19 protein-coding genes and 1 pseudogene are annotated in these 23,786 nt (G+C 60.1%); 13 read left to right on the top strand and 7 right to left on the bottom strand.

Annotated features, from left to right (window positions below; genetic code table 11):
* Nucleotides 1-23: 23 nt before the first annotated feature.
* From J4E53_RS11500 to gcl, 3 genes are all read right to left on the bottom strand, one after another.
* Nucleotides 24-914, bottom strand: a complete 891-nt coding sequence (locus J4E53_RS11500) for a 2-hydroxy-3-oxopropionate reductase (RefSeq protein ID WP_103308767.1) — start codon at nt 912-914, stop codon at nt 24-26.
* 155 nt (nt 915-1,069) lie between these two features.
* The gene (gene hyi / locus J4E53_RS11495; RefSeq protein WP_063324834.1) at nt 1,070-1,852 is read right to left on the bottom strand and encodes a hydroxypyruvate isomerase; all 783 of its coding nucleotides are present in this window, start codon (nt 1,850-1,852) and stop codon (nt 1,070-1,072) included.
* A 136-nt stretch (nt 1,853-1,988) separates the two neighbouring features.
* Nucleotides 1,989-3,764 (bottom strand): glyoxylate carboligase, encoded by a 1,776-nt coding sequence (gene gcl / locus J4E53_RS11490; protein ID WP_060741149.1) that lies wholly within the window; start codon nt 3,762-3,764, stop codon nt 1,989-1,991.
* A 267-nt stretch (nt 3,765-4,031) separates the two neighbouring features.
* On the opposite strand from gcl, the gene J4E53_RS11485 reads away from it, so the two are divergent.
* Nucleotides 4,032-4,472: a heme-binding protein gene (locus tag J4E53_RS11485; RefSeq protein WP_060741150.1), complete on the top strand. Its 441-nt coding sequence runs from the start codon at nt 4,032-4,034 to the stop codon at nt 4,470-4,472.
* A gap of 211 nt (nt 4,473-4,683) precedes the next feature.
* A pseudogene (locus J4E53_RS11480) lies at nt 4,684-5,139 on the top strand (REP-associated tyrosine transposase); the annotation flags it as partial.
* Between the two features lie 132 nt (nt 5,140-5,271).
* Here the strand turns inward: J4E53_RS11480 and J4E53_RS11475 are convergent.
* Nucleotides 5,272-5,877 carry a TetR/AcrR family transcriptional regulator gene (locus tag J4E53_RS11475; protein WP_014339596.1) on the bottom strand — a complete coding sequence of 202 codons (606 nt, stop codon included), beginning with the start codon at nt 5,875-5,877 and terminating at the stop codon, nt 5,272-5,274.
* A 132-nt stretch (nt 5,878-6,009) separates the two neighbouring features.
* Here J4E53_RS11475 and J4E53_RS11470 point away from each other — a divergent pair, with 132 nt between their 5' ends.
* Nucleotides 6,010-6,924, top strand: a complete 915-nt coding sequence (locus tag J4E53_RS11470) for a DUF808 domain-containing protein (RefSeq protein WP_060741151.1) — start codon at nt 6,010-6,012, stop codon at nt 6,922-6,924.
* A 132-nt stretch (nt 6,925-7,056) separates the two neighbouring features.
* On the opposite strand, the gene J4E53_RS11465 is transcribed toward J4E53_RS11470, so the two are convergent.
* Together J4E53_RS11465 and J4E53_RS11460 are read right to left on the bottom strand one after the other, a co-directional pair.
* Nucleotides 7,057-7,845: a VacJ family lipoprotein gene (locus tag J4E53_RS11465; protein WP_092170930.1), complete on the bottom strand. Its 789-nt coding sequence runs from the start codon at nt 7,843-7,845 to the stop codon at nt 7,057-7,059.
* Nucleotides 7,838-9,136, bottom strand: coding sequence for a serine/threonine protein kinase (locus J4E53_RS11460; RefSeq protein ID WP_060741153.1), 1,299 nt, complete (start codon nt 9,134-9,136; stop codon nt 7,838-7,840). The genes J4E53_RS11465 and J4E53_RS11460 overlap by 8 nt, the downstream gene beginning before the upstream one ends.
* A 424-nt stretch (nt 9,137-9,560) precedes the next feature.
* Between J4E53_RS11460 and J4E53_RS11455 the strand changes: the two genes are divergently transcribed.
* The 3 genes from J4E53_RS11455 to J4E53_RS11445 all read left to right on the top strand — a co-directional run bounded on the left by J4E53_RS11455 (nt 9,561) and on the right by J4E53_RS11445 (nt 12,712).
* Complete coding sequence (locus J4E53_RS11455) at nt 9,561-10,415, top strand: glycine betaine ABC transporter substrate-binding protein (RefSeq protein ID WP_060741154.1); 855 nt, start codon at nt 9,561-9,563, stop codon at nt 10,413-10,415.
* A gap of 330 nt (nt 10,416-10,745) precedes the next feature.
* Nucleotides 10,746-11,057 (top strand): DUF485 domain-containing protein, encoded by a 312-nt coding sequence (locus J4E53_RS11450; protein ID WP_060741155.1) that lies wholly within the window; start codon nt 10,746-10,748, stop codon nt 11,055-11,057.
* A complete protein-coding gene (locus tag J4E53_RS11445) occupies nt 11,054-12,712 on the top strand; it encodes a cation acetate symporter (protein WP_060741156.1) in 1,659 nt (552 codons plus the stop codon). Before J4E53_RS11450 ends, J4E53_RS11445 begins: the two co-directional genes overlap by 4 nt.
* 265 nt (nt 12,713-12,977) lie before the next feature.
* Here the strand turns inward: J4E53_RS11445 and gltA are convergent, their stop codons facing one another.
* On the bottom strand, nt 12,978-14,267 hold the full coding sequence (gene gltA, locus J4E53_RS11440; RefSeq protein ID WP_003204440.1) for a citrate synthase: 1,290 nt from the start codon (nt 14,265-14,267) through the stop codon (nt 12,978-12,980).
* Nucleotides 14,268-14,632: 365 nt separating this feature from the next.
* Between gltA and sdhC the strand changes: the two genes are divergently transcribed.
* The 7 genes from sdhC to lpdA all read left to right on the top strand — a co-directional run bounded on the left by sdhC (nt 14,633) and on the right by lpdA (nt 23,767).
* Entirely contained in the window at nt 14,633-15,007 is a 375-nt protein-coding gene (gene sdhC, locus J4E53_RS11435) for a succinate dehydrogenase, cytochrome b556 subunit (RefSeq protein WP_003179220.1), read from the top strand.
* Nucleotides 15,001-15,369, top strand: coding sequence for a succinate dehydrogenase, hydrophobic membrane anchor protein (sdhD, locus tag J4E53_RS11430; protein ID WP_003204438.1), 369 nt, complete (start codon nt 15,001-15,003; stop codon nt 15,367-15,369). The genes sdhC and sdhD overlap by 7 nt, the downstream gene beginning before the upstream one ends.
* A 3-nt stretch (nt 15,370-15,372) precedes the next feature.
* Nucleotides 15,373-17,145: a succinate dehydrogenase flavoprotein subunit gene (sdhA, locus tag J4E53_RS11425; RefSeq protein ID WP_060741157.1), complete on the top strand. Its 1,773-nt coding sequence runs from the start codon at nt 15,373-15,375 to the stop codon at nt 17,143-17,145.
* An 11-nt stretch (nt 17,146-17,156) separates the two neighbouring features.
* Nucleotides 17,157-17,861: a succinate dehydrogenase iron-sulfur subunit gene (locus tag J4E53_RS11420; RefSeq protein WP_053123967.1), complete on the top strand. Its 705-nt coding sequence runs from the start codon at nt 17,157-17,159 to the stop codon at nt 17,859-17,861.
* A 262-nt stretch (nt 17,862-18,123) separates the two neighbouring features.
* On the top strand, nt 18,124-20,955 hold the full coding sequence (locus J4E53_RS11415) for a 2-oxoglutarate dehydrogenase E1 component (RefSeq protein ID WP_060741158.1): 2,832 nt from the start codon (nt 18,124-18,126) through the stop codon (nt 20,953-20,955).
* Nucleotides 20,956-20,998: 43 nt separating this feature from the next.
* Nucleotides 20,999-22,219, top strand: a complete 1,221-nt coding sequence (gene odhB / locus J4E53_RS11410) for a 2-oxoglutarate dehydrogenase complex dihydrolipoyllysine-residue succinyltransferase (RefSeq protein WP_060741159.1) — start codon at nt 20,999-21,001, stop codon at nt 22,217-22,219.
* Nucleotides 22,220-22,330: 111 nt separating this feature from the next.
* Nucleotides 22,331-23,767, top strand: coding sequence for a dihydrolipoyl dehydrogenase (gene lpdA / locus J4E53_RS11405; protein WP_060741160.1), 1,437 nt, complete (start codon nt 22,331-22,333; stop codon nt 23,765-23,767).
* The last annotated feature ends 19 nt before the right edge of the window (nt 23,768-23,786 follow it).

Genomic DNA, 23,786 nt, shown 5'->3' with positions numbered 1-23,786 from the left:
TCGCTCCCACAGGGGGGCAGGGTCTATTTGTCGCGAATCGAGAAATTGGCCATATGCTCCAACCCCTTGATCAGCGCCGAGTGATCCCAGTGGCTGCCGCCAATGGCCGCGCAGGTGCTGAACACTTGTTGGGCGTTGGCGGTGTTGGGCAGGTTGATGTTCAGTTCCTTGGCGCCTTGCAGGGCCAGGTTCAGGTCCTTCTGGTGCAGGCTGATGCGGAAGCCCGGGTCGAAGGTGCCCTTGATCATGCGTTCACCGTGTACTTCGAGGATCTTCGACGACGCGAAACCGCCCATCAGTGCTTCACGGACCTTGGCCGGGTCGGCACCGTTTTTCGCGGCGAACAACAACGCTTCGGCCACCGCCTGGATGTTCAGGGCGACGATGATCTGGTTCGCCACTTTGGCGGTCTGGCCATCGCCATTGCCGCCCACTAGGGTGATGTTCTTGCCCATGGCCTGGAACAGCGGCAGGGCCCGCTCGAAGGCGGCGTTGTCGCCGCCGACCATGATGCTCAGGGTCGCAGCCTTGGCACCGACTTCACCACCGGAGACCGGGGCATCGAGGTACTGCGCGCCTTTTTCATTGATCTTCGCCGCGAACGCCTTGGTGGCGGTGGGGGAGATCGAACTCATGTCGATCACCACCTTGCCCGCGCCCACGCCCGCCGCTATGCCGTCGGCGCGGAACAGCACGTCCTCGACCTGCGGCGTGTCCGGGACCATGACGATGATGAACTCGGCTTCCTGGGCCACTTCCTTCGGGTTGGCCAACGCCACCGCGCCACCGGCCAGCAGGTCGGCCGGAGCCGCGTCGTGGTGCTGGGACAGAAACAGGCTGTGGCCGGCCTTTTGCAGGTTCAGTGCCATGGGGTGGCCCATGATGCCGGTGCCAATGAATCCGATTTTAGCCATGGGAAAATCCTCTTGTTTTTGTATTGCTTCAAGCAAATGAGGGAGTGCTTTTCTGTGGGAGCGAGCTTGCTCGCGATGACGGTGTGTCAGCCAGGAAATGAGTGACTGGACTGACGCCATCGCGAGCAAGCTCGCTCCCACAGGGGGAAACTGCGTCAGATCGCGTTATGGGTTTTCAGCCAGCCCAGGCCGGCTTCGGTGGTGGTCAGCGGCTTGTATTCACAGCCGACCCAACCCTGGTAGCCGATGCGGTCCAGGTGTTCGAACAGGAAGCGGTAGTTGATTTCCCCCGTGCCCGGCTCGTTGCGGCCCGGGTTGTCCGCCAGTTGCACATGGTTGATCTCGCCCAGGTGTGCCGACAGGGTCCGGGCCAGGTCACCTTCCATGATCTGCATGTGGTAGATGTCGTATTGCAGGAACAGGTTGGCGCTGCCCACCTGCTCCCGGATCGACAAGGCCTGGGCGGTGTTGTTCAGGTAGAAGCCAGGAATGTCGCGGGTATTGATGGCTTCCATCACCAGCTTGATGCCTTTGGCCTGCAACTTTTCGGCGGCGTATTTCAGGTTGGCGACGAAGGTTTTCTCCACCAGGGTTTCACTGCAGTTCTGCGGACGAATCCCCGACAGGCAGTTGACCTGCGTGTTGCCCAGCACCTGGGCATAGGCGATGGCCAGGTCGACACCGGCGCGGAATTCCTCGACCCGGTCCGGCAGGCAGGCAATGCCGCGCTCGCCCTTGGCCCAGTCGCCGGCCGGCAGGTTGAATAGCACTTGGGTCAGGCCGTGGGCGTCGAGCAAGGCCTTGAGTTCGGCGGAGCTGTAGTCATAGGGGAACAGGTATTCGACACCACTGAAGCCGGCCTTGGCGGCGGCTTCGAAACGGGCGAGGAAATCCTGCTCGGTGAACAGCATGGACAGGTTGGCGGCGAAACGCGGCATGGTGGTCTCCTGTGAGTATTTATCAGGCCCCCTGTGGGAGCGAGCTTGCTCGCGATAGCGGTGTGTCTGCTTGCATCCAGGTTGAATGTAGCGCCGTCATCGCGAGCAAGCTCGCTCCCACAGGGACGCCGGTCGGTCAATCGAGCAACGAAATAGCGGTCGGTGCATCGTTGCCCACAAGCGCCAAGTCTTCAAACTCATTGACGGCATTGATCTCGGTGCCCATGGAGATGTTGGTCACCCGCTCCAGGATGATCTCGACGATCACCGGCACCTTGAACTCCTCGATCATCGCTTGGGCCTGGCGCAGCGCCGGTTGGATACCCGCCGGTTCGAACACCCGCAGCGCCTTGCACCCCAGGCCCTCGGCCACGGCAACGTGGTCCACGCCATAGCCGTTGAGTTCCGGGGCGTTGAGGTTGTCGAAGGACAGTTGCACGCAATAGTCCATGTCGAACCCGCGCTGGGCCTGGCGAATCAGGCCCAGGTAGGAATTGTTCACCACCACATGGATGTAGGGCAGCTTGAACTGCGCACCCACCGCCAGCTCTTCGATCATGAACTGGAAATCATAGTCGCCCGACAGCGCCACGACCTTGCGGCTCGGATCGGCCTTGACCACCCCCAGCGCCGCCGGAATCGTCCAACCCAAGGGACCGGCCTGGCCGCAGTTGATCCAGTGGCGTGGTTTGTAGACGTGGAGGAACTGCGCCCCGGCGATCTGCGACAGGCCGATGGTGCTGACGTAGCAGGTGTCCTTGCCGAACACCTGGTTCATTTCTTCGTACACCCGCTGTGGCTTGACCGGCACGTTGTCGAAGTGAGTCTTGCGCTGCAGGCTGGCCTTGCGTTGCTGGCAGTCCTGCAGCCAGGCGCTACGGTTTTTCAGTTTGCCGGCGGCTTGCCATTCGCGGGCCACTTCGATGAACACCGTCAAGGCCGAGGCGGCGTCGGAAACGATGCCCAGGTCAGGGGTGAAGACGCGGCCGATCTGGGTCGGCTCGATGTCCACATGAATGAACGTGCGGCCTTCGGTGTAGACGTCCACCGAACCGGTGTGACGGTTGGCCCAGCGGTTACCGACGCCCAGCACCACGTCGGACTTGAGCAAGGTCGCATTGCCGTAGCGGTGGGATGTTTGCAGGCCGACCATGCCGACCATCTGCGGATGATCGTCGGGAATGGTGCCCCAGCCCATCAAGGTGGGGATGACCGGGATACCGGTCAGTTCGGCGAACTCCACCAGCAGGTCGCTGGCATCGGCGTTGATGATGCCGCCGCCGGCCACCAGCAATGGACGCTCAGCCTGATTGAGCATCGCCAGGGCTTTCTCGATCTGCACGCGATTGGCCGCGGGTTTGGCCAGCGGCAGCGGTTGATAGGCGTCGATGTCGAACTCGATCTCAGCCATCTGCACGTCGAACGGCAGGTCGATCAGCACCGGGCCCGGGCGGCCGGAGCGCATTTCGAAGAACGCCTTCTGGAAGGCATACGGCACCTGGCCTGGCTCCAGCACGGTGGTTGCCCACTTGGTCACGGGTTTGACGATGCTGGTGATATCCACAGCCTGAAAGTCTTCCTTGTGCATACGGGCGCGGGGGGCTTGCCCGGTGATGCACAGAATCGGGATCGAATCGGCCGAAGCGCTGTAGAGGCCGGTCACCATATCGGTGCCGGCCGGGCCCGAAGTGCCGATGCATACACCGATATTGCCGGCCTTGGTCCGGGTGTAACCCTCGGCCATGTGCGAGGCGCCTTCAACGTGGCGAGCGAGGACATGATCGATGCCACCCACCTTCTGCAGGGCGGAGTACAGCGGGTTGATCGCGGCACCCGGGATGCCGAAGGCCGTGTCCACGCCTTCACGGCGCATCACCAGAACGGCGGCTTCGATTGCTCTCATTTTGCTCATGGTTTTGTGCCTCTTACGTTTTGTAATTGTATACAAGTGGCTTTGTGCAGAGTGTATTCATGGCGAACGACGAAGGTCAATCCATTTCCTCAAGCACCTGTTTCATTCGTCGGAAGGTCAGGTTTTGCTGCTCTCTTTCATCAGTTAAGGCGATTTGTGAAAATTATTGTATACAAAAATATTCAGTGTTGTGTTCTATTTGTGAGGTTCGGTTTTTCTGAAAGTGAAGCCAAAAGGCTTTTCCATAACAAAAGAAGGACAGCACCCATGAGCGCTCTAACCTTGAAAGTCGCCGTCAACCTGGCCGGGCAAGCCCTTGCCGCCGGTCGTGAAATCAGCGCTGCGCCCTTGACCGTCGCGGTCCTGGACAGTGGCGGACACCTGATTGCCTTGCAGCGCGAAGACGGCGCCAGCCTGCTTCGCCCGCAGATCGCCATCGGCAAGGCCTGGGGCGCCATCGCCCTGGGCAAGGGCTCGCGCCTGCTCGCCCAGGACGCCCAACAACGCCCGGCGTTCTTTGCCGCCTTGAATGGGTTAGGGCAGGGCAACGTCGTACCGGCCCCGGGTGGGGTATTGATCAGGGATCAGGACGGGAGGGTGCTGGGGGCGATTGGTGTCAGTGGTGATGTTTCGGATGTGGATGAGCAGGTGGCGGTCAGGGCGGTGGAGGCGTTGCAGTTGAGGGCGGATGTGGGGGTGGTTGCTTGATTTTGGGGTGAATGGACTGGCGCTATCGCGAGCAAGCTCGCTCCCACAGGTTTGATGCCGGACACATAGTGTCTAAATACCGCAAACCCAGTGTGGGAGCGAGCTTGCTCGCGATGACGATCTGTCAGACACATCCAGCCAAGAGTCAGCCCGGCATCCAAAAATCAACGGGCCTAGCCTTTGATGACCTGATTATTGGAGAGGCGAAGGAATGCCTGATCTACCTGCTTCACATCGCTTGCGCATTGGCCGTTACGGTGAGTTGAGTCGAATCTATTTATTGACCACTAACACGGTTGAGCGAAAGCCGATTTTCCAGGACTTCGCTTTAGGCAGATTGGTCGTTGAACAATTTCGGTGTGCCCAGGATAAGAAATGGGCGAAGTCATTGGCTTGGGTGGTTATGCCTGATCACTTCCATTGGTTGATCGAATTGCAGCAAGGCTCGTTGAATGAGTTGATGCAAAAAACCAAGTCCTTGAGTGCTCGGGCGGTGAACCTGTCCACTGGACGACAAGGTAGCCTGTGGCAACAGGGATACCATGACCGAGCGCTGCGGCGCGAGGAGGACTTGGTCAAGCTCGCTCGCTATGTTGTCGCCAACCCGCTGCGGGCAGGTCTGGTGACGCGATTGGGTGACTATCCACTGTGGGATGCAATATGGGTTCAATCTGAAGTCGAGGTGCCTTCAATCGCGAGCAAGCTCGCTCCCACAGGGTTGATGCTGGACACATGATGCCTAGACACCGCAAACCCAGTGTGGGAGCGAGCTTGCTCACGATTGAAGGCAACTCGGTCTTCAGTCTGGTTCACACCCCTTCAACACCAACCGAATGATCGTCTGCGCCGCTGCTTCGTAATCCGCTTCATCCAGCTTCGCCTTGCCGGTCACGGCGCTGATCTGCCAGTCGAAATCGGCATAGGTCTGGGTGGCGGCCCAGATGCTGAACATAAGGTGGTTGGGGTCGATGGGGGCGATCTGGCCGCGGTCGATCCAGGTCTGGATGCAGTCGATGTTGTGCCGGGCCTGGGCGTTGAGTTGTTCCACCAGATCGGGGCTCAGGTGGGGGGCGCCGTGCATGATTTCGCTGGCGAAGACTTTCGAGGCGAAAGGCAGGTCGCGGGAGATGCGGATCTTGGAGCGGATGTAGTGGCTCAGCACCTCGCCGGGCACGCCGTCGGCATTGAACGGGGTCGAGGCCTGGAGAATCGGCTCGATGATGCTTTCCAGCACCTCGCGGTAGAGGTTTTCCTTGGATTTGAAGTAGTAGTAGACGTTGGGTTTGGGCAGGCCGGCCTTGGCCGCGATGTCGCTGGTCTTGGTCGCGGCGAAGCCCTTGTCGGCAAATTCTTCGCTGGCGGCACGCAGGATCAATTCTTTGTTGCGCTCGCGGATTGTGCTCATAAACCCAGGGGTTCCTTGCCTGTTCTGGCGGTGGCGCATGGTAGCACCGGCTTCGCGCGGCGCTCAAGAATGCCCCAAGGCGCCGCGGCTCGCGGTATGCTGCGCGGCATTATTATTCAAGGAGCCCCCTCCATGGCTGGAAGCAGTTTGCTGGTACTGATCGACGACATCGCCACCGTGCTCGACGATGTGGCGCTGATGACCAAGATGGCCGCCAAGAAAACCGCCGGCGTGCTCGGCGATGACCTGGCGCTCAATGCCCAGCAAGTGTCGGGTGTGCGTGCCGAGCGGGAGCTGCCAGTGGTGTGGGCGGTGGCCAAGGGGTCGTTCATCAATAAATTGATCCTGGTGCCGTCGGCGCTGGCGATCAGCGCCTTCGTTCCTTGGTTGGTGACGCCCTTGTTGATGGTGGGCGGCGCCTATTTGTGTTTCGAAGGGTTCGAAAAACTTGCCCACAAGTTCCTTCACAGCAAGGCCGAGGACCAGGCCGAACATGCGCAACTGGTCGAGGCGGTGGCGGATCCGGCGGTCGATCTGGTGGCCTTTGAAAAGGACAAGATCAAGGGCGCGGTGCGCACCGACTTCATTCTCTCGGCCGAAATCATCGCGATCACCCTCGGCACCGTCGCTGACGCAGCACTGACCCAGCAGGTGATCGTCCTGTCGGGCATCGCCATCGTCATGACCGTTGGCGTCTATGGTCTGGTGGCCGGGATCGTCAAGCTCGATGACCTGGGACTCTGGTTGACGCAGAAGCCAGGCCAGGCCGCCAAAAGCATCGGCGGTGCGATCCTGAGGGCGGCACCCTACATGATGAAAAGCCTGTCGGTGATCGGCACCGCGGCCATGTTCCTGGTGGGCGGTGGCATCCTGACCCATGGCGTGCCAGTGGTGCATCACTGGATCGAAGGCGTGGCAGCCAGTGCCGGTGGTGCCGGGTTTATCGTGCCGACGCTGCTCAATGCCGTGGCCGGGATCGTTGCCGGGGCGGCGGTGTTGGCGGGGGTGATGGTGGTCGGCAAGCTCTGGAAAGCGCTGAAAGGCTAAGACTGGCAACCCAGGACAACTGTGGGAGCGAGCTTGCTCGCGATGAGGGCCTGACCTTCAACATTTATGTTGTCTGACAGAGCGCTATCGCGAGCAAGCTCGCTCCCACAGTGGGTTTGGGGTGGTCGAAAGTTACTCGGCGATCTGCAACTTGCGCGACTCGGTGTACACGTACCGCACCTTTTCATACTCGAACGGCGTGTTCAGTTGGCCATAGCGGAAGCTGGTCTGGTAGCGCCTGTCCACGCCGCGCAGGAGCAGCAGTTCCGGGTGGTTGGAGCTGACTTCGGCGACGTTGAGGAAGTTGATCGCCGATTCGGCCGTGTAGTCCACCAGCAGGCCAGAGGTGTCGCGCAGGTTCGACGGGCCGAAGATCGGCAGTACGAAATACGCGCCGCCTGGCACGCCATAGAAGCCCAGGGTCTGACCGAAGTCTTCGCTCTGGCGCGGCAGGCCCATGGCGGTGGCCGGGTCCCACAGGCCGGCGATGCCCACGGTGGTGTTGAGCAGCAGCCGCGCCGTGGTTTCCATTGAACGCTTGCCCTTGAATTGCAGCAGGCTGTTCATCAGGTTCGGCACGTCCCCCAGGTTGTTGAAGAAGTTGCTGACCCCGGTGCGCACGAAGCCTGGGGTAATGTAGCGATAGCCATCGACGACGGGCAGGAAGACCCATTGGTCGAAGCGGTAGTTGAAGTGATAGACCCGGCGGTTCCAGGATTCCAGCGGGTCATAGACGTTCAACGCGTTGAGGGTCGAGCGCTCGAACTCGCGCTGGTCCAGCCCCGGGTTGAACTTGAGTTTGGTCAGCGGTTCCTTGAAGCCGTCCGAATCCACCACCACAGGCGCGTTGGCTTTGCTGTTGTCGGCGTGGACCATGCCCGCACTCATTAACGCAGCGATAAGCAGCAGATATTTAGCCACGGAAAAACTCCAGCATGGCGTCGCTGTTGACGCGGTAGTTAAGGTTGCCGCAGTGGCCGCCCAGTGGATAAACCGTCAGGCGATCGCCAAAGGTCTTGCGCAGGAAGCCCAGGTCGCCCGGGCCGAGAATGACGTCGTCGGCATTGTGCATGACGGCAATCTTCGGGCTGTCGTGCAGGTAATCCTTCAGCGCGTACAGGCTGACCTGGTCGACCAGTTGCAGCAGGCTGCCGCCGTCGGTGCGCGCGCGCCACATCGGGATCACCTGCTCGGTGAGGTAACAGTCGAAATCGCATTGCAGCGCACGCTTGAGGAACGGCGTCAGGCTGGTGCTTTCGGTGATCGGGAACTTGGGTGGGATGATCAGGCCGCGACGGTTGATCAGGTCCGAGGTGAACGCGATGTCGGCTGCCGAGAAACGGAACGAGGTGCCGATCAACATCGCCATCTGTTCATTGCTCAAGTGCTGCTTGGACTGTTGGAAGTCGTAGAGCAGGGCGTCGTTGAGGTCGATGTAGCCTTTTTGCTGGAAGTAACGGGTCAGCTTGTTCAGTACCAGTTCATAGAAGGTCGTGGTGCTGTTGATGCCCTTGACCTCGGTCTGGACCAGTTTGTCCAGGTTGGTGATCGAGGTGTAGAGGTTCACCGGCGGGTTCAGCAGCAGCACTTTCTTGAAATTGAAGCTGCGCCGGGTTTCGTCCAGGTGGGCGACAAAGGCCGCATCCAGAGCGCCGAGGCTGTAGCCGGTCAGGTAGTACTCGGTCACCGGCAGCTTGGGGTTCTGCGCGCGCACGGCCTGCATCACCCGGTACATGTCCTCGGCGTCTTCCTTGGAAATGCCCGGCGTGGCAAAGCGCGAAGCGGCACTCATGAAGTCGAAACTGGTGGGCGAGGACAACTGCACCACGTGGTAGCCGGCCTTGTAGTAGAGGCGCTTGAGGTATTCGTTGAGGGTGCTGTCGTAGCGCGCACCGGTGCCGGCGATCAGGAAGATCAGCGGCGCGGGCTTGTCCTGGGTGGCCATGCGGTAGGTGAGGCTTTTAACCGGCCAGAAGTTGTCCGGCAGGATGAACTCGCGTTCCGGGCGCAGGGTCAGGCTGTGGTCGGCCTGATTGATGTCTTCGATCAGCGGCAGCTCCGGACGCAGGTCCGGCGGCGTGGTGGCGATGGTCGCCTCGAACGGGTTGGTCAAGGGGTAGCCATAGCTGGCGGCGTCAATATCTGCCGCCAGCGCGGACGCACTCAGGATAAGGCCGCCGAGGAGGGCAGCGAAGCGCAAGGAACGGAGCATGACTGGATCCCTTAGAGGAAGGTGCCGAATGAAGTTCGCAGCCTATGACCACCGAAGCGGAGCCAAGTGCCATGACGGGCACAAAACAGGCACGGACGGGGCGCGATAGTAGCGGGACGATACACGGTCATGCGCAGTGGCGGCTAGTTATCTGGCATTTACCGGATTTGGCCTGCAAATCTCACGTGTGAGGAGACGCCAATTGCCCGGAAACAGTAGCTGGCGTTCTGATGTCGTTTCTCGTTGCCTCGACGTCGCAGACAGAGCAGGTTGCGGAACGGCACAGGTTGATGATCAATCCTGTCAGTACTCCACTGGCGTTCAGACCGGTTTGAGGGCGAGCGTGATGGGGGCGCTGAGCATCATAACTATACGTTGACGCCGCCCGACATCCGTCGGGCGCAGCACTTTCGGGGAAGTAACGATGAAGATGCGACGACTCTTGGGCGCAGGTGCCGCACTGGTACTGGCCGTCAGTTCCACCTTGGCCAGCGCCGAAACCAAAACCCTGAGCATCGGTTACGTTGACGGCTGGTCCGACAGCGTCGCGACCACCCACGTGGCCGCCGAAGTGATCAAGCAAAAACTCGGTTATGACGTGAAGCTGCAAGCGGTCGCGACCGGGATCATGTGGCAAGGCGTGGCCACCGGCAAACTCGATGCGATGCTGTCGGCCTGGCTGCCAGTGACCCACGGCGACTACTGGACCAAGAACAAGGATCAAGTGGTCGATTACGGCCCCAACTTCAAGGACGCAAAAATCGGCCTGATCGTGCCGGAGTACGTCAAGGCCAAGTCGCTCGAGGATCTCAAGACCGACGACTCCTTCAAGAAGCGCATCGTCGGCATCGACGCCGGTTCAGGCGTGATGCTCAAGACCGAACAGGCAATCAAGGATTACGACCTGACCGGTTATCAACTCAAGGCCAGTTCCGGCGCCGGCATGATCGCCGAGCTGACCCGTGCCGAGAAGAAAAACGAATCCATCGCGGTCACCGGTTGGGTGCCGCACTGGATGTTCGCCAAGTGGAAACTGCGCTTCCTGGAAGACCCGAAAGGCGTCTACGGCGCGGCTGAGACTGTAAACAGCATCGGCAGCAAGGAACTGGGCACCAAGGCCCCGGAAGTGGCCGAGTTCCTGAAGAAATTCCAGTGGGCGTCGAAAGACGAGATCGGCGAAGTCATGCTGGCGATCCAGGAAGGCGCCAAGCCGGACGCCGCTGCCAAGGACTGGGTCGCCAAGCACCCGGACCGCGTGAAGGAGTGGACCGGCAAGTAATCAACCTGATTTAGCTGGCTCGAGAAGCCGCATGACGTTGTGTCATGCGGTTTTTTTGTGCCTGCAATTCCTGGGTTCTACACCGAGCCCTGTGAGAGCAAGGCTTGCCCGCGATGGCATCGCCTAGGTCTCAAGTTCAAGCGAGGTGCCTGCATCGCGGGCAAGCCTTGCTCCCACAGAGGCTCGCTCCCACAGGGGGGATTACGAGAAATGTGCGGGAAACTGGCAAAACCGTCATGTCGTTCTAATACTAAGGTCGTCTGGAACCTGGCCTTGAGCCGCATAGAGTAGAGTCGTTCCAATTAAATCTGTGCTGCGAGGATAAAAACAATGAACGACAGCATTTACCTCTCGATTCAAAACAGCCCGCGCTTCAAGGAGCTGGTGAGAAAAAGGGAAAAGTTCGCCTGGATTCTCTCGGCGATCATGCTTGGGCTGTATTCCGGCTTCATTCTTCTGATCGCCTACGGGCCACACATTCTCGGGGCCAAGATCACGCCTGAGTCCACCATCACCTGGGGTATTCCCATCGGTGTCGGCCTGATTGTCTCGGCCTTCATCCTGACCGGCATCTACGTGCGGCGCGCCAACGGCGAGTTTGACGACCTGAACAATGCGATTCTCAAGGAGGCTCAGCAATGATCCGGCGTCTACTGGCTCTATTGAGCATCGCAGCGTTCGCACCAGGCGCCTGGGCGGCTGACGCCCTGACCGGTGCCGTGCAGAAACAACCCCTCAACGTCGCGGCTATCCTGATGTTCGTGGCCTTCGTCGGCGCGACTTTGTACATCACCTACTGGGCGTCCAAGAAAAACAACTCGGCGGCCGACTACTATGCGGCCGGCGGCAAGATCACCGGTTTCCAGAACGGCCTGGCAATCGCGGGCGACTACATGTCGGCGGCGTCCTTCCTGGGCATTTCCGCGCTGGTGTTCACGTCCGGTTATGACGGCCTGATCTACTCCATCGGCTTCCTGGTGGGCTGGCCGATCATTCTGTTCCTGATCGCCGAGCGCCTGCGTAACCTGGGTAAGTACACGTTTGCCGATGTGGCGTCCTATCGCCTGGGCCAAACCCAGATCCGTACCTTGTCTGCCAGCGGTTCGTTGGTGGTGGTGGCGTTCTACCTGATCGCGCAAATGGTCGGTGCCGGCAAGCTGATCCAACTGCTGTTCGGCCTGGACTACCACGTTGCGGTGATCCTGGTGGGTATCCTGATGTGCCTCTATGTGCTGTTCGGCGGCATGCTGGCCACCACATGGGTGCAGATCATCAAGGCGGTCTTGCTGCTGTCGGGTGCTTCGTTCATGGCGTTGATGGTCATGAAGCACGTCAACTTCGACTTCAACATGCTGTTTGCCGAAGCGGTGAAGGTTCACCCTAAAGGCGAGGCGATCATGAGCCCCGGCGGCCTGGTGAAGGATCCGATCTCGGCCTTCTCCCTGGGCCTGGCGCTGATGTTCGGTACTGCTGGCCTGCCGCACATCCTGATGCGCTTCTTCACCGTGAGCGACGCCAAGGAAGCGCGCAAGAGCGTGCTGTATGCCACCGGCTTCATCGGTTACTTCTACATCCTGACCTTCATCATCGGCTTCGGCGCGATCCTGCTGGTCAGCACCAACCCGGCCTTCAAGGACGCGGCAGGTGCCTTGCTGGGCGGCAACAACATGGCAGCGGTGCACCTGGCCAACGCCGTGGGCGGCAGCATCTTCCTGGGCTTCATCTCGGCGGTAGCCTTTGCCACCATCCTGGCGGTAGTGGCGGGCCTGACCCTGGCCGGTGCCTCGGCGGTGTCCCATGACCTGTATGCCAGCGTGATCAAGAAAGGCAAGGCCAACGAGAAGGACGAGATTCGCGTCTCGAAAATCACCACCATCGCCCTGGCGGTGCTGGCGATCGGCCTGGGTATCCTGTTCGAGAAGCAGAACATCGCGTTCATGGTGGGCCTGGCGTTCTCCATCGCGGCGAGCTGCAACTTCCCGGTACTGCTGCTTTCGATGTACTGGAAGAAGCTGACCACCCGTGGCGCCATGATTGGCGGTTGGCTGGGCCTGGTCAGTGCCGTGGGCCTGATGATCCTCGGCCCGACCATCTGGGTACAGATCATGGGTCACGAGAAGGCGATCTTCCCGTATGAATACCCGGCGCTGTTCTCGATGGCCATTGCCTTCGTCGGCATCTGGTTCTTCTCCATCACCGACAAGTCGGCTGAAGGCGCAAACGAACGGGCGCTGTTCTTCCCGCAGTTCGTGCGTTCGCAGACTGGCCTGGGGGCGAGTGGGGCGGTTAACCATTGATGTAGCGATAAGAGCTTGAAGAAATACCCCGGTCGAGAGGCCGGGGTATTTTTTTGTGCCGGGTTTAAGGGGGCCAGGGCTGCCGTCATCGCGAGCAAGCTCGCTCCCACAGGGGATTGGGTTCCAGTGTGGGAGCGAGCTTGCTCGCGATGGCGCCAGTCCGGCCGCCACTGCATAAAAGGAGGCACAAACAAAACAGCCCCCGCTCTTATATAAGAAGCGGGGGCTGTTTCAATGCAGCTTGGGACCTATCGCAAGGCAGGTCTTACTTGCGGTCTTCCAGCTGGGTGATGTCACGCGACTCGTAGCCGGTGTACAGCTGGCGCGGGCGGCCGATCTTGTACGGGCTGGAGAGCATTTCCTTCCAGTGGGAGATCCAGCCGACGGTCCGCGCCAGGGCGAAGATCACGGTGAACATGCTGGTTGGAATGCCGATCGCCTTGAGGATGATCCCCGAGTAGAAGTCGACGTTCGGGTACAGCGAGCGCTCGATGAAGTACGGGTCGGTCAGGGCGATCTCTTCCAGGCGCATGGCCAGTTCGAGTTGCGGATCGTTCTTGATCCCCAGTTCCTTGAGCACTTCGTCGCAGGTCTGCTTCATCACGGTGGCGCGCGGGTCGCGGTTCTTGTAGACCCGGTGACCGAAGCCCATCAGCTTGAACGGATCGTTCTTGTCCTTGGCCTTGGCGATGAACTTGTCGATGTTCGAGACATCGCCGATTTCATCGAGCATGGTCAGCACCGCTTCGTTCGCACCGCCGTGGGCAGGGCCCCAGAGTGCGGCGATACCGGCGGCGATACAGGCGAACGGGTTGGCACCCGAGGAGCCGGCCAGGCGCACGGTGGACGTGGAGGCGTTCTGCTCGTGGTCGGCATGGAGGATGAAGATCCGATCCATGGCCTTGGCGAGCACCGGGCTGATCGGTTTGATCTCGCACGGGGTGTTGAACATCATATGCAGGAAGTTCTCTGCATAGGTCAGGTCGTTGCGCGGGTACATCATGGGCTGGCCCATGGAGTACTTGTAGACCATGGCTGCCAGGGTCGGCATCTTCGCCACCAGGCGGATCGCGGAGATTTCGCGATGCTGGGGGTTATTGATGTCCAGGGAGTCGTGGTAGAAGGCCGAGAGAGCGCCGACAACGCCGCACATGACGGCCATCGGGTGGGCATCGCGACGGAAGCCGTTGAAGAAGGTCTTCAACTGCTCGTGAACCATGGTGTGGTTCTTCACGGTGCTGACGAACTGGGCCTTTTGCTCTGCGGTCGGCAGCTCGCCGTTGAGCAGCAGGTAGCAGGTTTCCAGGTAGTCCGATTTTTCAGCCAGTTGCTCGATCGGGTAGCCGCGGTGCAGCAGGATGCCGTTGTCGCCGTCGATGTAGGTGATTTTCGACTCGCACGAGGCGGTCGACATGAAACCTGGGTCAAAGGTGAAACGGCCCGTGGCCGTCAGGCCCCGTACGTCGATTACATCGGGACCAACGGTGCCGGTTAAAATGGGCAGCTCGACGGGGGCTGCGCCCTCGATGATCAACTGCGCTTTTTTGTCAGCCATGTGGCCTCCTATTAATGCTTGAAATCATCAGACAGACCCCCCACGCAGGGCCCGCACCACTATAGTGAGATAAATCCGAAAGTCAATTTGCCTAAAGTCTTGCTCCAGAAGGCTTTAACCGCACTTTTTCCGCGAAATTACCTGCCGTTTACGCCTTTTGCGCCATATGTGCAATGCGCTATTAGGGGAAGGTGAACGCGTTGTCATTAGTAGCCTAACTGTCTATACTCGGCCACCGACCGCCAGGGGCTTTTGGGCCTGCTTTCTTGGGGGTCGTCACTCCCTGGGTGGTGAGTACCTGACCAGTGCGCGCCCCAACAACTTTGCCCTGATTGTTAGGGGCTCTTCAGTGTGAAAAAAAAGCCGTGAAAAGCCAACGACCTGTAAACCTAGACCTAAGGACCATCAAACTCCCAGTCACTGCTTACACGTCCATTCTTCACCGTATTTCCGGTGTCATCCTCTTCGTCAGCCTGGCCATCATGCTTTATGCATTGGACAAGTCGCTCGATTCGGAAGAAGGCTTCGGTCAGGTGAAAGCGTGTTTGACCAGTCCGCTAGCCAAGCTAGTGATTTGGGGCATCCTGTCCGCCTTGCTGTATCACTTGGTCGCCGGTGTGCGCCACTTGATCATGGACATGGGCATCGGTGAGACGCTGGAAGGCGGCAAGCTGGGCTCGAAAATCATTATCGCCGTGTCTGCGGTGCTGATCGTTCTGGCAGGAGTCTGGATATGGTAACCAACGTCACGAACCTTTCGCGTTCGGGCCTCTACGACTGGATGGCCCAGCGTGTGTCTGCGGTCGTTCTCGCGGCTTACTTCATTTTCCTGATCGGATATGTCGTGGCAAACCCAGGCCTGGGCTATGCCCAATGGCATGAACTGTTCGCAAACAACTGGATGCGTATCTTCAGTCTGCTGGCACTTGTCGCACTGGGCGCTCACGCCTGGGTCGGCATGTGGACCATCGCGACCGACTACCTGACGCCCATGGCGTTCGGCAAGTCGGCGACTGCCGTACGTTTCCTTTTCCAGGCAGTATGCGGCGTTGCGATGTTCGCTTACTTCGTCTGGGGTGTGCAGATTCTCTGGGGTATCTGATCCATGGCTAACATTCCAACGATTTCTTTCGACGCCATCATCATTGGTGGTGGCGGTGCCGGCATGCGCGCAGCGCTGCAACTGGCACAGGGCGGTCACAAGACTGCCGTGATCACCAAGGTTTTCCCGACCCGTTCGCACACTGTTTCCGCCCAGGGTGGCATCACCTGCGCCATCGCTTCGGCCGACCCGAACGATGACTGGCGCTGGCACATGTACGATACCGTCAAGGGTTCCGACTACATCGGTGACCAGGACGCTATCGAATACATGTGTCAGGAAGGCCCGGCCGCGGTGTTCGAACTGGACCACATGGGCATGCCCTTCTCGCGTACCGAGCAAGGCCGTATCTACCAGCGTCCGTTCGGTGGCCAGTCCAAGGACTACGGCAAGGGCGGCCAGGCTGCGCGTACTTGCGCGGCGTCCGACCGTACCGGTCACGCACTGCTGCACACCCTGTACCAGGGCAACCTGAAAGCCGGTACCACGTTCCTGAACGAGTACTACGCCGTCGACCTGGTGAAGAACCAGGACGGCGCCTTCGTCGGTGTGATCGCGATCTGCATCGAAACCGGCGAAACCACCTACATCCGCGCCAAGGCCACCGTACTGGCGACCGGCGGTGCAGGCCGTATCTACGCATCCACCACCAATGCCCTGATCAACACCGGTGACGGCGTCGGCATGGCCCTGCGTGCTGGCGTGCCGGTACAAGACATCGAAATGTGGCAGTTCCACCCGACCGGCATCGCCGGCGCCGGCGTACTGGTGACCGAAGGTTGCCGTGGTGAAGGTGGTTACCTGATCAACAAGCACGGCGAGCGGTTCATGGAACGTTATGCGCCGAACGCCAAGGACCTTGCCGGTCGTGACGTTGTGGCTCGTTCGATGGTTAAAGAGATCATCGCCGGCAACGGCTGTGGCCCGAATGGCGACCACGTGATGCTCAAGCTCGATCACCTGGGCGAGGAAGTGCTGCACAGCCGCCTGCCAGGCATCTGCGAGCTGTCCAAGACCTTCGCCCACGTCGACCCGGTCGTCGCGCCGGTTCCAGTGGTTCCAACCTGCCACTATATGATGGGCGGCGTTGCCACCAACATCCACGGCCAGGCGATCACCCAGAACGGCGAAGGCGTGGACGAAATCATCCCTGGCCTGTTCGCAGTGGGTGAAGTGGCGTGCGTATCGGTCCACGGTGCCAACCGCCTGGGCGGCAACTCGCTGCTCGACCTGGTGGTCTTCGGTCGCGCTGCCGGCCTGCACCTGGAGAAAGCGCTGACCGACGGTATCGAATATGACGATGCCACCGATGCCAACATCGAAGCTGCCCTGGCGCGTCTGTCCGCTCTGAACGAGCGTACCGAAGGCGAAGACGTGGCAACCCTGCGTCGCGAGCTGCAGAACTGCATGCAGAACTACTTCGGTGTGTTCCGTACCGGCGAATACATGCAGAAGGGTATCGCCCAGCTGGCGCAATTGCGTGAACGAATCGCCAACGTGAAGATCAACGATAAGTCGCAGGCGTTCAACACTGCCCGTATCGAAGCGCTGGAATTGCAGAACCTGCTGGAAGTGGCCGAAGCCACCGCCATCGCCGCAGAAGTGCGTAAAGAGTCCCGTGGTGCCCACGCCCGCGAAGACTTCGAAGACCGTGACGACGAAAACTGGCTGTGCCACACCTTGTACTTCCCGGGTGAAAAACGCGTCGCCAAGCGTGCCGTGAACTTCTCGCCGAAGACTGTTCCGACTTTCGAACCAAAAGTCCGGACTTATTAAGGGTGACCGCTATGTTGCAAGTCAGTGTTTATCGCTACAACCCTGATCAGGACGCTGCGCCGTTCATGCAGGACTTCCAGGTCGATACCGGTGGTAAAGACCTGATGGTGCTGGACGTGCTGGCCCTGATCAAAGAGCAGGACGAGGGTTTTTCCTATCGTCGCTCTTGCCGCGAGGGCGTTTGCGGCTCCGACGGCATGAACATCAACGGCAAGAACGGCCTGGCCTGCATCACGCCGCTGTCGGCCGTGGTCAAGGGCAACAAGCTGGTGGTTCGTCCATTGCCAGGTTTGCCGGTTATCCGTGACCTGGTCGTCGATATGAGCATCTTCTACAAGCAATACGAGAAGGTGAAGCCATTCCTGCAGAACGACACGCCGGCTCCGGCCATCGAGCGTCTGCAGTCTCCGGAAGAGCGTGAAAAGCTCGACGGTCTGTACGAGTGCATCCTGTGCGCTTGCTGCTCGACCTCGTGCCCATCCTTCTGGTGGAACCCGGACAAGTTCCTGGGCCCGGCCGCCCTGCTGCAAGCGTACCGCTTCCTGGCAGACAGCCGTGACACCAAGACGTCCGAGCGTCTGGCTTCGCTGGATGACCCGTTCAGCGTATTCCGCTGCCGCGGGATCATGAACTGCGTCAACGTCTGCCCGAAAGGCCTGAACCCGACTAAGGCCATCGGTCACATTCGTAACATGCTGCTGCAAAGCGGCGTGTGATTCAGCTGCTGTACCCGTAGGACCGTTGTACCCGTAAAGGCCAGGGCGCGGGCTTCAACCCGCGTCTTGGCTATAACCAGAACAGCCGCTCACAAAGCGGTGGTTCTTATTTTGAAGAAATGAGACAAGCAGGGGCATCCGGGCTGGTACCCGGACTATCAGCGTGATCCTAAGTGGCTTGTTTTAGTCGCTGCACTCGGACTTCTGCAAGTTTGCTCGGTGTTTTCGCCGGTGGTGTTCCCCTAATCGAGGGTGACCAAGCATGCAAGAAAGCGTGATGCAGCGCATGTGGAACAGTGCCCACCTCTCCGGTGGTAACGCTGCCTATGTGGAAGAGCTCTACGAGCTCTACCTGCACGACCCTAACGCTGTGCCAGAAGAATGGCGCACCTACTTTCAGAAGCTACCGGCCGACGGTAATTCTGCCACTGATGTTTCGCACTCGACGATTCGCGATCATTTCGTGTTGCTGGCAAAGAACCAGCGCCGCGCTCAGCCGGTGTCTGCCGGCAGCGTGAGCTCCGAGCACGAGAAGAAGCAAGTTGAAGTATTGCGACTGATCCAGGCCTACCGGATGCGTGGCCACCAGGCAGCCCAGCTTGACCCGCTGGGGCTGTGGCAGCGTCCTGCACCTGCAGACCTGTCGATCACTCACTACGGCTTGACCAATGCCGACCTTGATACGACCTTCCGTGCCGGCGACCTGTTCATCGGCAAAGAGGAAGCGAGCCTACGCGAAATTCACGAAGCGTTGCAGCAGACATATTGCCGCACCATCGGCGCTGAATTTACGCACATCACCGATTCCGAGCAGCGCCAGTGGTTCCAGCAGCGTCTGGAAAGCGTTCGTGGCCGTCCGACGTACTCCGCCGACATCAAGAGCCACTTGCTCGAGCGCGTCACCGCCGGTGAAGGCCTGGAGAAATACCTGGGCACCAAGTACCCGGGTACCAAGCGTTTCGGCCTGGAAGGCGGCGAAAGCCTGATCCCGATGCTCGACGAGCTGATCCAGCGTTCCGGTTCCTACGGCACCAAGGAAGTCGTCATCGGCATGGCCCACCGTGGCCGCCTGAACGTACTGGTCAATACCTTCGGCAAGAACCCGCGCGAGCTGTTCGACGAGTTCGAAGGCAAGAAGAAGGTCGAGCTGGGCTCCGGTGACGTGAAATACCACCAGGGCTTCTCGTCCAACGTGATGACCAGCGGTGGTGAAGTCCACCTGGCCATGGCGTTCAACCCGTCTCACCTGGAAATCGTTTCCCCGGTGGTCGAGGGTTCGGTCCGCGCCCGCCAGGATCGTCGCAACGATCCGACCGGCGAGAAGGTGCTGCCGATTTCCATCCACGGTGACGCGGCATTCGCCGGTCAGGGCGTGGTCATGGAAACCTTCCAGATGTCGCAGACCCGCGGTTTCAAGACCGGCGGCACCGTGCACATCGTGATCAACAACCAGGTTGGCTTCACCATCAGCAACCCGGAAGACTCGCGTTCCACCGAGTACGCGACCGACGTCGCGAAAATGATCCAGGCACCGATCCTCCATGTGAATGGCGATGACCCGGAAGCCGTGCTGTTCGTGACCCAGTTGGCCATCGACTACCGCATGCAGTACAAGCGCGACGTGGTGATCGACCTGGTCTGCTACCGTCGTCGCGGCCACAACGAGGCCGACGAGCCAAGTGGCACCCAGCCCCTGATGTACCAGCAGATCGCCAAGCAGCGCACCACCCGTGAGCTGTATGCCGAGCGCCTGACCCAGGGCGGTGTTCTGGATGTCGCCCGCGTCCAGGAAAAAGTCGATGAATATCGCAATGCCCTGGACAACGGGCTGCACGTGGTAAAAAGCCTGGTCAAGGAACCGAACAAAGAGTTGTTCGTGGACTGGCGTCCGTATCTGGGCCACGCCTGGACCGCGCGTCACGACACGCGTTTCGACCTCAAGACCCTGCAGGAACTGTCCGCCAAGCTGCTGGAAATCCCGGAAGGCTTCGTGGTCCAGCGCCAGGTCGCGAAGATCTACGAAGACCGGCAGAAGATGCAAGCCGGCGGCCTGCCGATCAACTGGGGTTACGCCGAAACCATGGCGTACGCGACCCTGGCGTTCGAAGGCCACCCGATCCGCATCACCGGCCAGGACGTAGGCCGCGGCACTTTCTCGCACCGCCATGCGGCGCTGCACAACCAGAAAGACGCCAGCACCTACATCCCGCTGCAACACCTGTACAAGGGCCAGCCACGTTTCGACCTGTACGATTCGCTGCTGTCCGAGGAAGCCGTCCTGGCGTTCGAATATGGCTACTCCACCACCGAGCCCAATGCGCTGGTGATCTGGGAAGCCCAGTTCGGCGACTTCGCCAACGGTGCCCAGGTGGTTGTCGACCAGTTCATCACCAGCGGCGAGCACAAGTGGGGCCGTCTCTGCGGTCTGACCATGCTGTTGCCACACGGTTATGAAGGGCAGGGGCCGGAGCACTCCTCGGCACGTCTGGAGCGTTACCTGCAACTGTGTGCCGAGCACAACGTCCAGGTTTGCGTACCAACGACACCGGCACAGATCTACCACCTGCTGCGTCGTCAGGTCATCCGTCCGCTGCGCAAGCCGCTGATCGTGCTGACACCGAAGTCGCTGCTGCGTCACAAACTGGCGATCTCCACGCTCGAAGACCTGGCCGAAGGCTCGTTCCAGACCGTTATTTCGGAAATCGACACGCTGGACGCGGCGAAGGTGACTCGCCTGGTCCTGTGCAGCGGCAAGGTCTACTACGACCTGCTGGAAAAACGTCGTGCCGAAGGCCGCGAAGACATCGCCATCGTGCGTATCGAGCAGCTCTACCCGTTCCCGGAAGAAGACCTGATGGAGGCCATCGCGCCTTACACCAACCTCACCCACGTGGTGTGGTGTCAGGAAGAACCGATGAACCAGGGCGCCTGGTACAGCAGCCAGCATCACCTGCGTCGCAGCATCGGCAACCATAACAAGGCCCTGGGCCTGGAATACGCCGGCCGTGATGCTTCCGCTGCACCTGCGTGTGGTTATGCGTCGATGCACGCCGAGCAGCAGGAAAAACTGCTGCAAGATGCTTTCACTGTTTAAGCCTTCGTGCTGACTGAAACCGAATTTTAAGGACCCACAGATAATGGCTATCGAAATCAAAGCCCCGTCATTCCCGGAATCGGTTGCCGATGGCACCGTTGCCACCTGGCACAAGAAACCGGGCGAAGCAGTCAAGCGTGACGACCTGATCGTCGACATCGAGACCGACAAAGTCGTTCTGGAAGTGTTGGCCGAAGCTGACGGCGTGCTCGGCGCAATCGTTGCCGAAGAGGGCGCTACCGTCCTGTCCAACCAGGTACTGGGCTCGATCGAAGAGGGCGGCGCCGCTGCCGCCGCTCCGGCCGCTGCTGCTCCTGCCGCTGCCCAGGCCGCAGCGCCTGCTGCCGATGGCGAAGACGATCCAGTCGCCGCGCCTGCCGCGCGCAAGATCGCCGAAGAGAACGGCATCAACATCGCCTCCGTTGCCGGCACCGGCAAGGGTGGTCGTGTGACCAAGGAAGACGTGGTGGCAGCCGTTGCCGCCAAGAAAGCCGCGCCAGCCGCCGCACCGGCCAAGCCAGCCGCACCTGCCGCCGCCGCTCCGGTGTTCGCTGCCGGTGATCGCGTTGAAAAACGCGTTCCGATGACCCGCCTGCGTGCCAAGGTTGCCGAGCGTCTGGTCGAAGCACAGTCGAACATGGCGATGCTGACCACCTTCAACGAAGTCGACATGACCGAAGTCATGGCCCTGCGTTCGAAGTACAAGGATCTGTTCGAGAAGTCCCACAATGGCGTACGCCTGGGCTTCATGTCGTTCTTCGTCAAGGCTGCCACCGAAGCGCTGAAACGCTTCCCGGCGGTCAACGCGTCGATCGACGGTTCCGACATCGTCTACCACGGTTATGCCGACATCGGCGTCGCGGTTTCCAGCGACCGTGGCCTGGTGGTTCCGGTCCTGCGCAACGCCGAACTGATGAGCCTGGCCGAAATCGAAGGCGGCATCGCCACCTTCGGCAAGAAGGCCCGTGACGGCAAGCTGTCCATCGAAGAGATGACCGGCGGTACGTTCACCATCACCAACGGTGGTACATTCGGTTCGATGATGTCGACCCCGATCGTCAACCCGCCACAGGCGGCTATCCTGGGCATGCACAACATCCTGCAGCGTCCGATGGCGATCAACGGTCAAGTCGTGATTCGTCCGATGATGTACCTGGCACTGTCCTACGATCACCGCCTGATCGACGGCAAAGAAGCCGTGACGTTCCTGGTCACCATCAAGAACCTGCTTGAAGATCCGGCTCGTCTGCTGCTGGATATCTGATTTTCGCTGCGAGGGCCGGTCTGTCGACCGGCCTCTTGCTGAAACAACCGGTTTCGTCCCTCGACGGTCATCACAAGTGATCGTCCGGTTTGATTCGAAAAGGAATGACTCATGACTCAGAAATTCGACGTGGTAGTGATTGGTGCGGGCCCTGGTGGCTACGTAGCGGCCATCAAGGCTGCGCAGCTGGGCCTTACCACTGCCTGCATCGAGAAATACACCGATGGCGAGGGCAAGCAGGCCCTCGGCGGTACTTGCCTGAACGTCGGTTGCATTCCTTCCAAGGCGCTGCTGGACAGCTCCTGGAAATACAAGGAAGCGAAAGAAAGCTTCAACGTTCACGGTATCTCTACCGGTGAAGTGAAAATGGACGTCGCCGCGATGGTTGGCCGCAAGGCTGGCATCGTCAAGAACCTGACCAGCGGTGTTGCCACCCTGTTCAAGGCCAACGGCGTGACCTCGATCCAGGGCCACGGCAAGCTGCTGCTGGGCAAGAAAGTCGAAGTGACCAAGCCCGATGGCTCGGTTGAAGTGATCGAAGCCGAAAACGTCATCCTGGCGCCAGGCTCGCGTCCGATCGACATTCCGCCGGCTCCGGTCGACCAGAACGTGATCGTCGATTCCACCGGTGCCCTGGAATTCCAGTCCGTGCCTAAGCGCCTGGGCGTGATCGGCGCCGGCGTGATCGGTCTCGAGCTGGGTTCGGTCTGGTCGCGCCTGGGCGCGCAAGTGACCGTGCTCGAAGCCCTCGATACCTTCCTGATGGCCGCTGACGCTGCGGTTTCCAAGGAAGCGCTGAAAACCCTGACCAAACAGGGCCTGGACATCAAGCTGGGCGCTCGCGTGACCGGTTCGAAGGTCAACGGCGAAGAGGTCGTGGTCAACTACACCGACGCCAATGGCGAACAGACCATCACTTTCGACAAGCTGATCGTTGCGGTCGGCCGTCGTCCGGTGACCACCGATCTGCTGGCTGCCGATAGCGGCGTGGACCTCGACGAACGCGGTTTCATCAAAGTTGATGATTTCTGCGCCACCACCGTACCGGGCGTCTTCGCCATCGGTGACGTGGTCCGCGGCATGATGCTGGCGCACAAGGCGTCCGAGGAAGGCATCATGGTTGTCGAGCGCATCAAGGGCCACAAAGCCCAGATGAACTATGACCTGATCCCATCGGTTATCTACACCCACCCGGAAATCGCATGGGTTGGCAAGACCGAGCAGGCCTTGAAAGCCGAAGGCGTTGAAGTTAACGTCGGCACCTTCCCGTTCGCCGCCAGTGGCCGTGCCATGGCAGCCAACGATACCGGTGGTTTCGTGAAAGTCATCGCCGATGCCAAGACGGATCGCGTATTGGGCGTTCACGTGATTGGCCCAAGCGCTGCCGAGCTGGTACAGCAAGGCGCGATCGGTATGGAATTCGGCACCAGCGCTGAAGACCTGGGCATGATGGTCTTCTCCCATCCGACCCTGTCCGAAGCCTTGCACGAAGCGGCCCTGGCCGTAAATGGCGGCGCCATCCACGTGGCCAACCGCAAGAAGCGTTAATAGACAATAAGAAACCACG

The sequence above is a fragment of the Pseudomonas sp. FW305-28 genome (assembly GCF_017351395.1).
GTDB lineage: Bacteria > Pseudomonadota > Gammaproteobacteria > Pseudomonadales > Pseudomonadaceae > Aquipseudomonas > Aquipseudomonas fluorescens_AA.
This window is presented reverse-complemented; position numbering and strand designations above follow the sequence as displayed.

What these genes read in the sequence shown, in the direction of transcription:
- J4E53_RS11500 (WP_103308767.1), bottom strand. Translation starts at nt 914, where the DNA reads ATGGCTAAAATCGGATTCATTGGCACCGGCATCATGGGCCACCCCATG.
- hyi (WP_063324834.1), bottom strand. Translation starts at nt 1,852, where the DNA reads ATGCCGCGTTTCGCCGCCAACCTGTCCATGCTGTTCACCGAGCAGGAT.
- gcl (WP_060741149.1), bottom strand. Translation starts at nt 3,764, where the DNA reads ATGAGCAAAATGAGAGCAATCGAAGCCGCCGTTCTGGTGATGCGCCGT.
- J4E53_RS11485 (WP_060741150.1), top strand. Translation starts at nt 4,032, where the DNA reads ATGAGCGCTCTAACCTTGAAAGTCGCCGTCAACCTGGCCGGGCAAGCC.
- J4E53_RS11475 (WP_014339596.1), bottom strand. Translation starts at nt 5,877, where the DNA reads ATGAGCACAATCCGCGAGCGCAACAAAGAATTGATCCTGCGTGCCGCC.
- J4E53_RS11470 (WP_060741151.1), top strand. Translation starts at nt 6,010, where the DNA reads ATGGCTGGAAGCAGTTTGCTGGTACTGATCGACGACATCGCCACCGTG.
- J4E53_RS11460 (WP_060741153.1), bottom strand. Translation starts at nt 9,136, where the DNA reads ATGCTCCGTTCCTTGCGCTTCGCTGCCCTCCTCGGCGGCCTTATCCTG.
- J4E53_RS11455 (WP_060741154.1), top strand. Translation starts at nt 9,561, where the DNA reads ATGAAGATGCGACGACTCTTGGGCGCAGGTGCCGCACTGGTACTGGCC.
- J4E53_RS11450 (WP_060741155.1), top strand. Translation starts at nt 10,746, where the DNA reads ATGAACGACAGCATTTACCTCTCGATTCAAAACAGCCCGCGCTTCAAG.
- J4E53_RS11445 (WP_060741156.1), top strand. Translation starts at nt 11,054, where the DNA reads ATGATCCGGCGTCTACTGGCTCTATTGAGCATCGCAGCGTTCGCACCA.
- gltA (WP_003204440.1), bottom strand. Translation starts at nt 14,267, where the DNA reads ATGGCTGACAAAAAAGCGCAGTTGATCATCGAGGGCGCAGCCCCCGTC.
- sdhD (WP_003204438.1), top strand. Translation starts at nt 15,001, where the DNA reads ATGGTAACCAACGTCACGAACCTTTCGCGTTCGGGCCTCTACGACTGG.
- sdhA (WP_060741157.1), top strand. Translation starts at nt 15,373, where the DNA reads ATGGCTAACATTCCAACGATTTCTTTCGACGCCATCATCATTGGTGGT.
- J4E53_RS11420 (WP_053123967.1), top strand. Translation starts at nt 17,157, where the DNA reads ATGTTGCAAGTCAGTGTTTATCGCTACAACCCTGATCAGGACGCTGCG.
- J4E53_RS11415 (WP_060741158.1), top strand. Translation starts at nt 18,124, where the DNA reads ATGCAAGAAAGCGTGATGCAGCGCATGTGGAACAGTGCCCACCTCTCC.
- odhB (WP_060741159.1), top strand. Translation starts at nt 20,999, where the DNA reads ATGGCTATCGAAATCAAAGCCCCGTCATTCCCGGAATCGGTTGCCGAT.
- lpdA (WP_060741160.1), top strand. Translation starts at nt 22,331, where the DNA reads ATGACTCAGAAATTCGACGTGGTAGTGATTGGTGCGGGCCCTGGTGGC.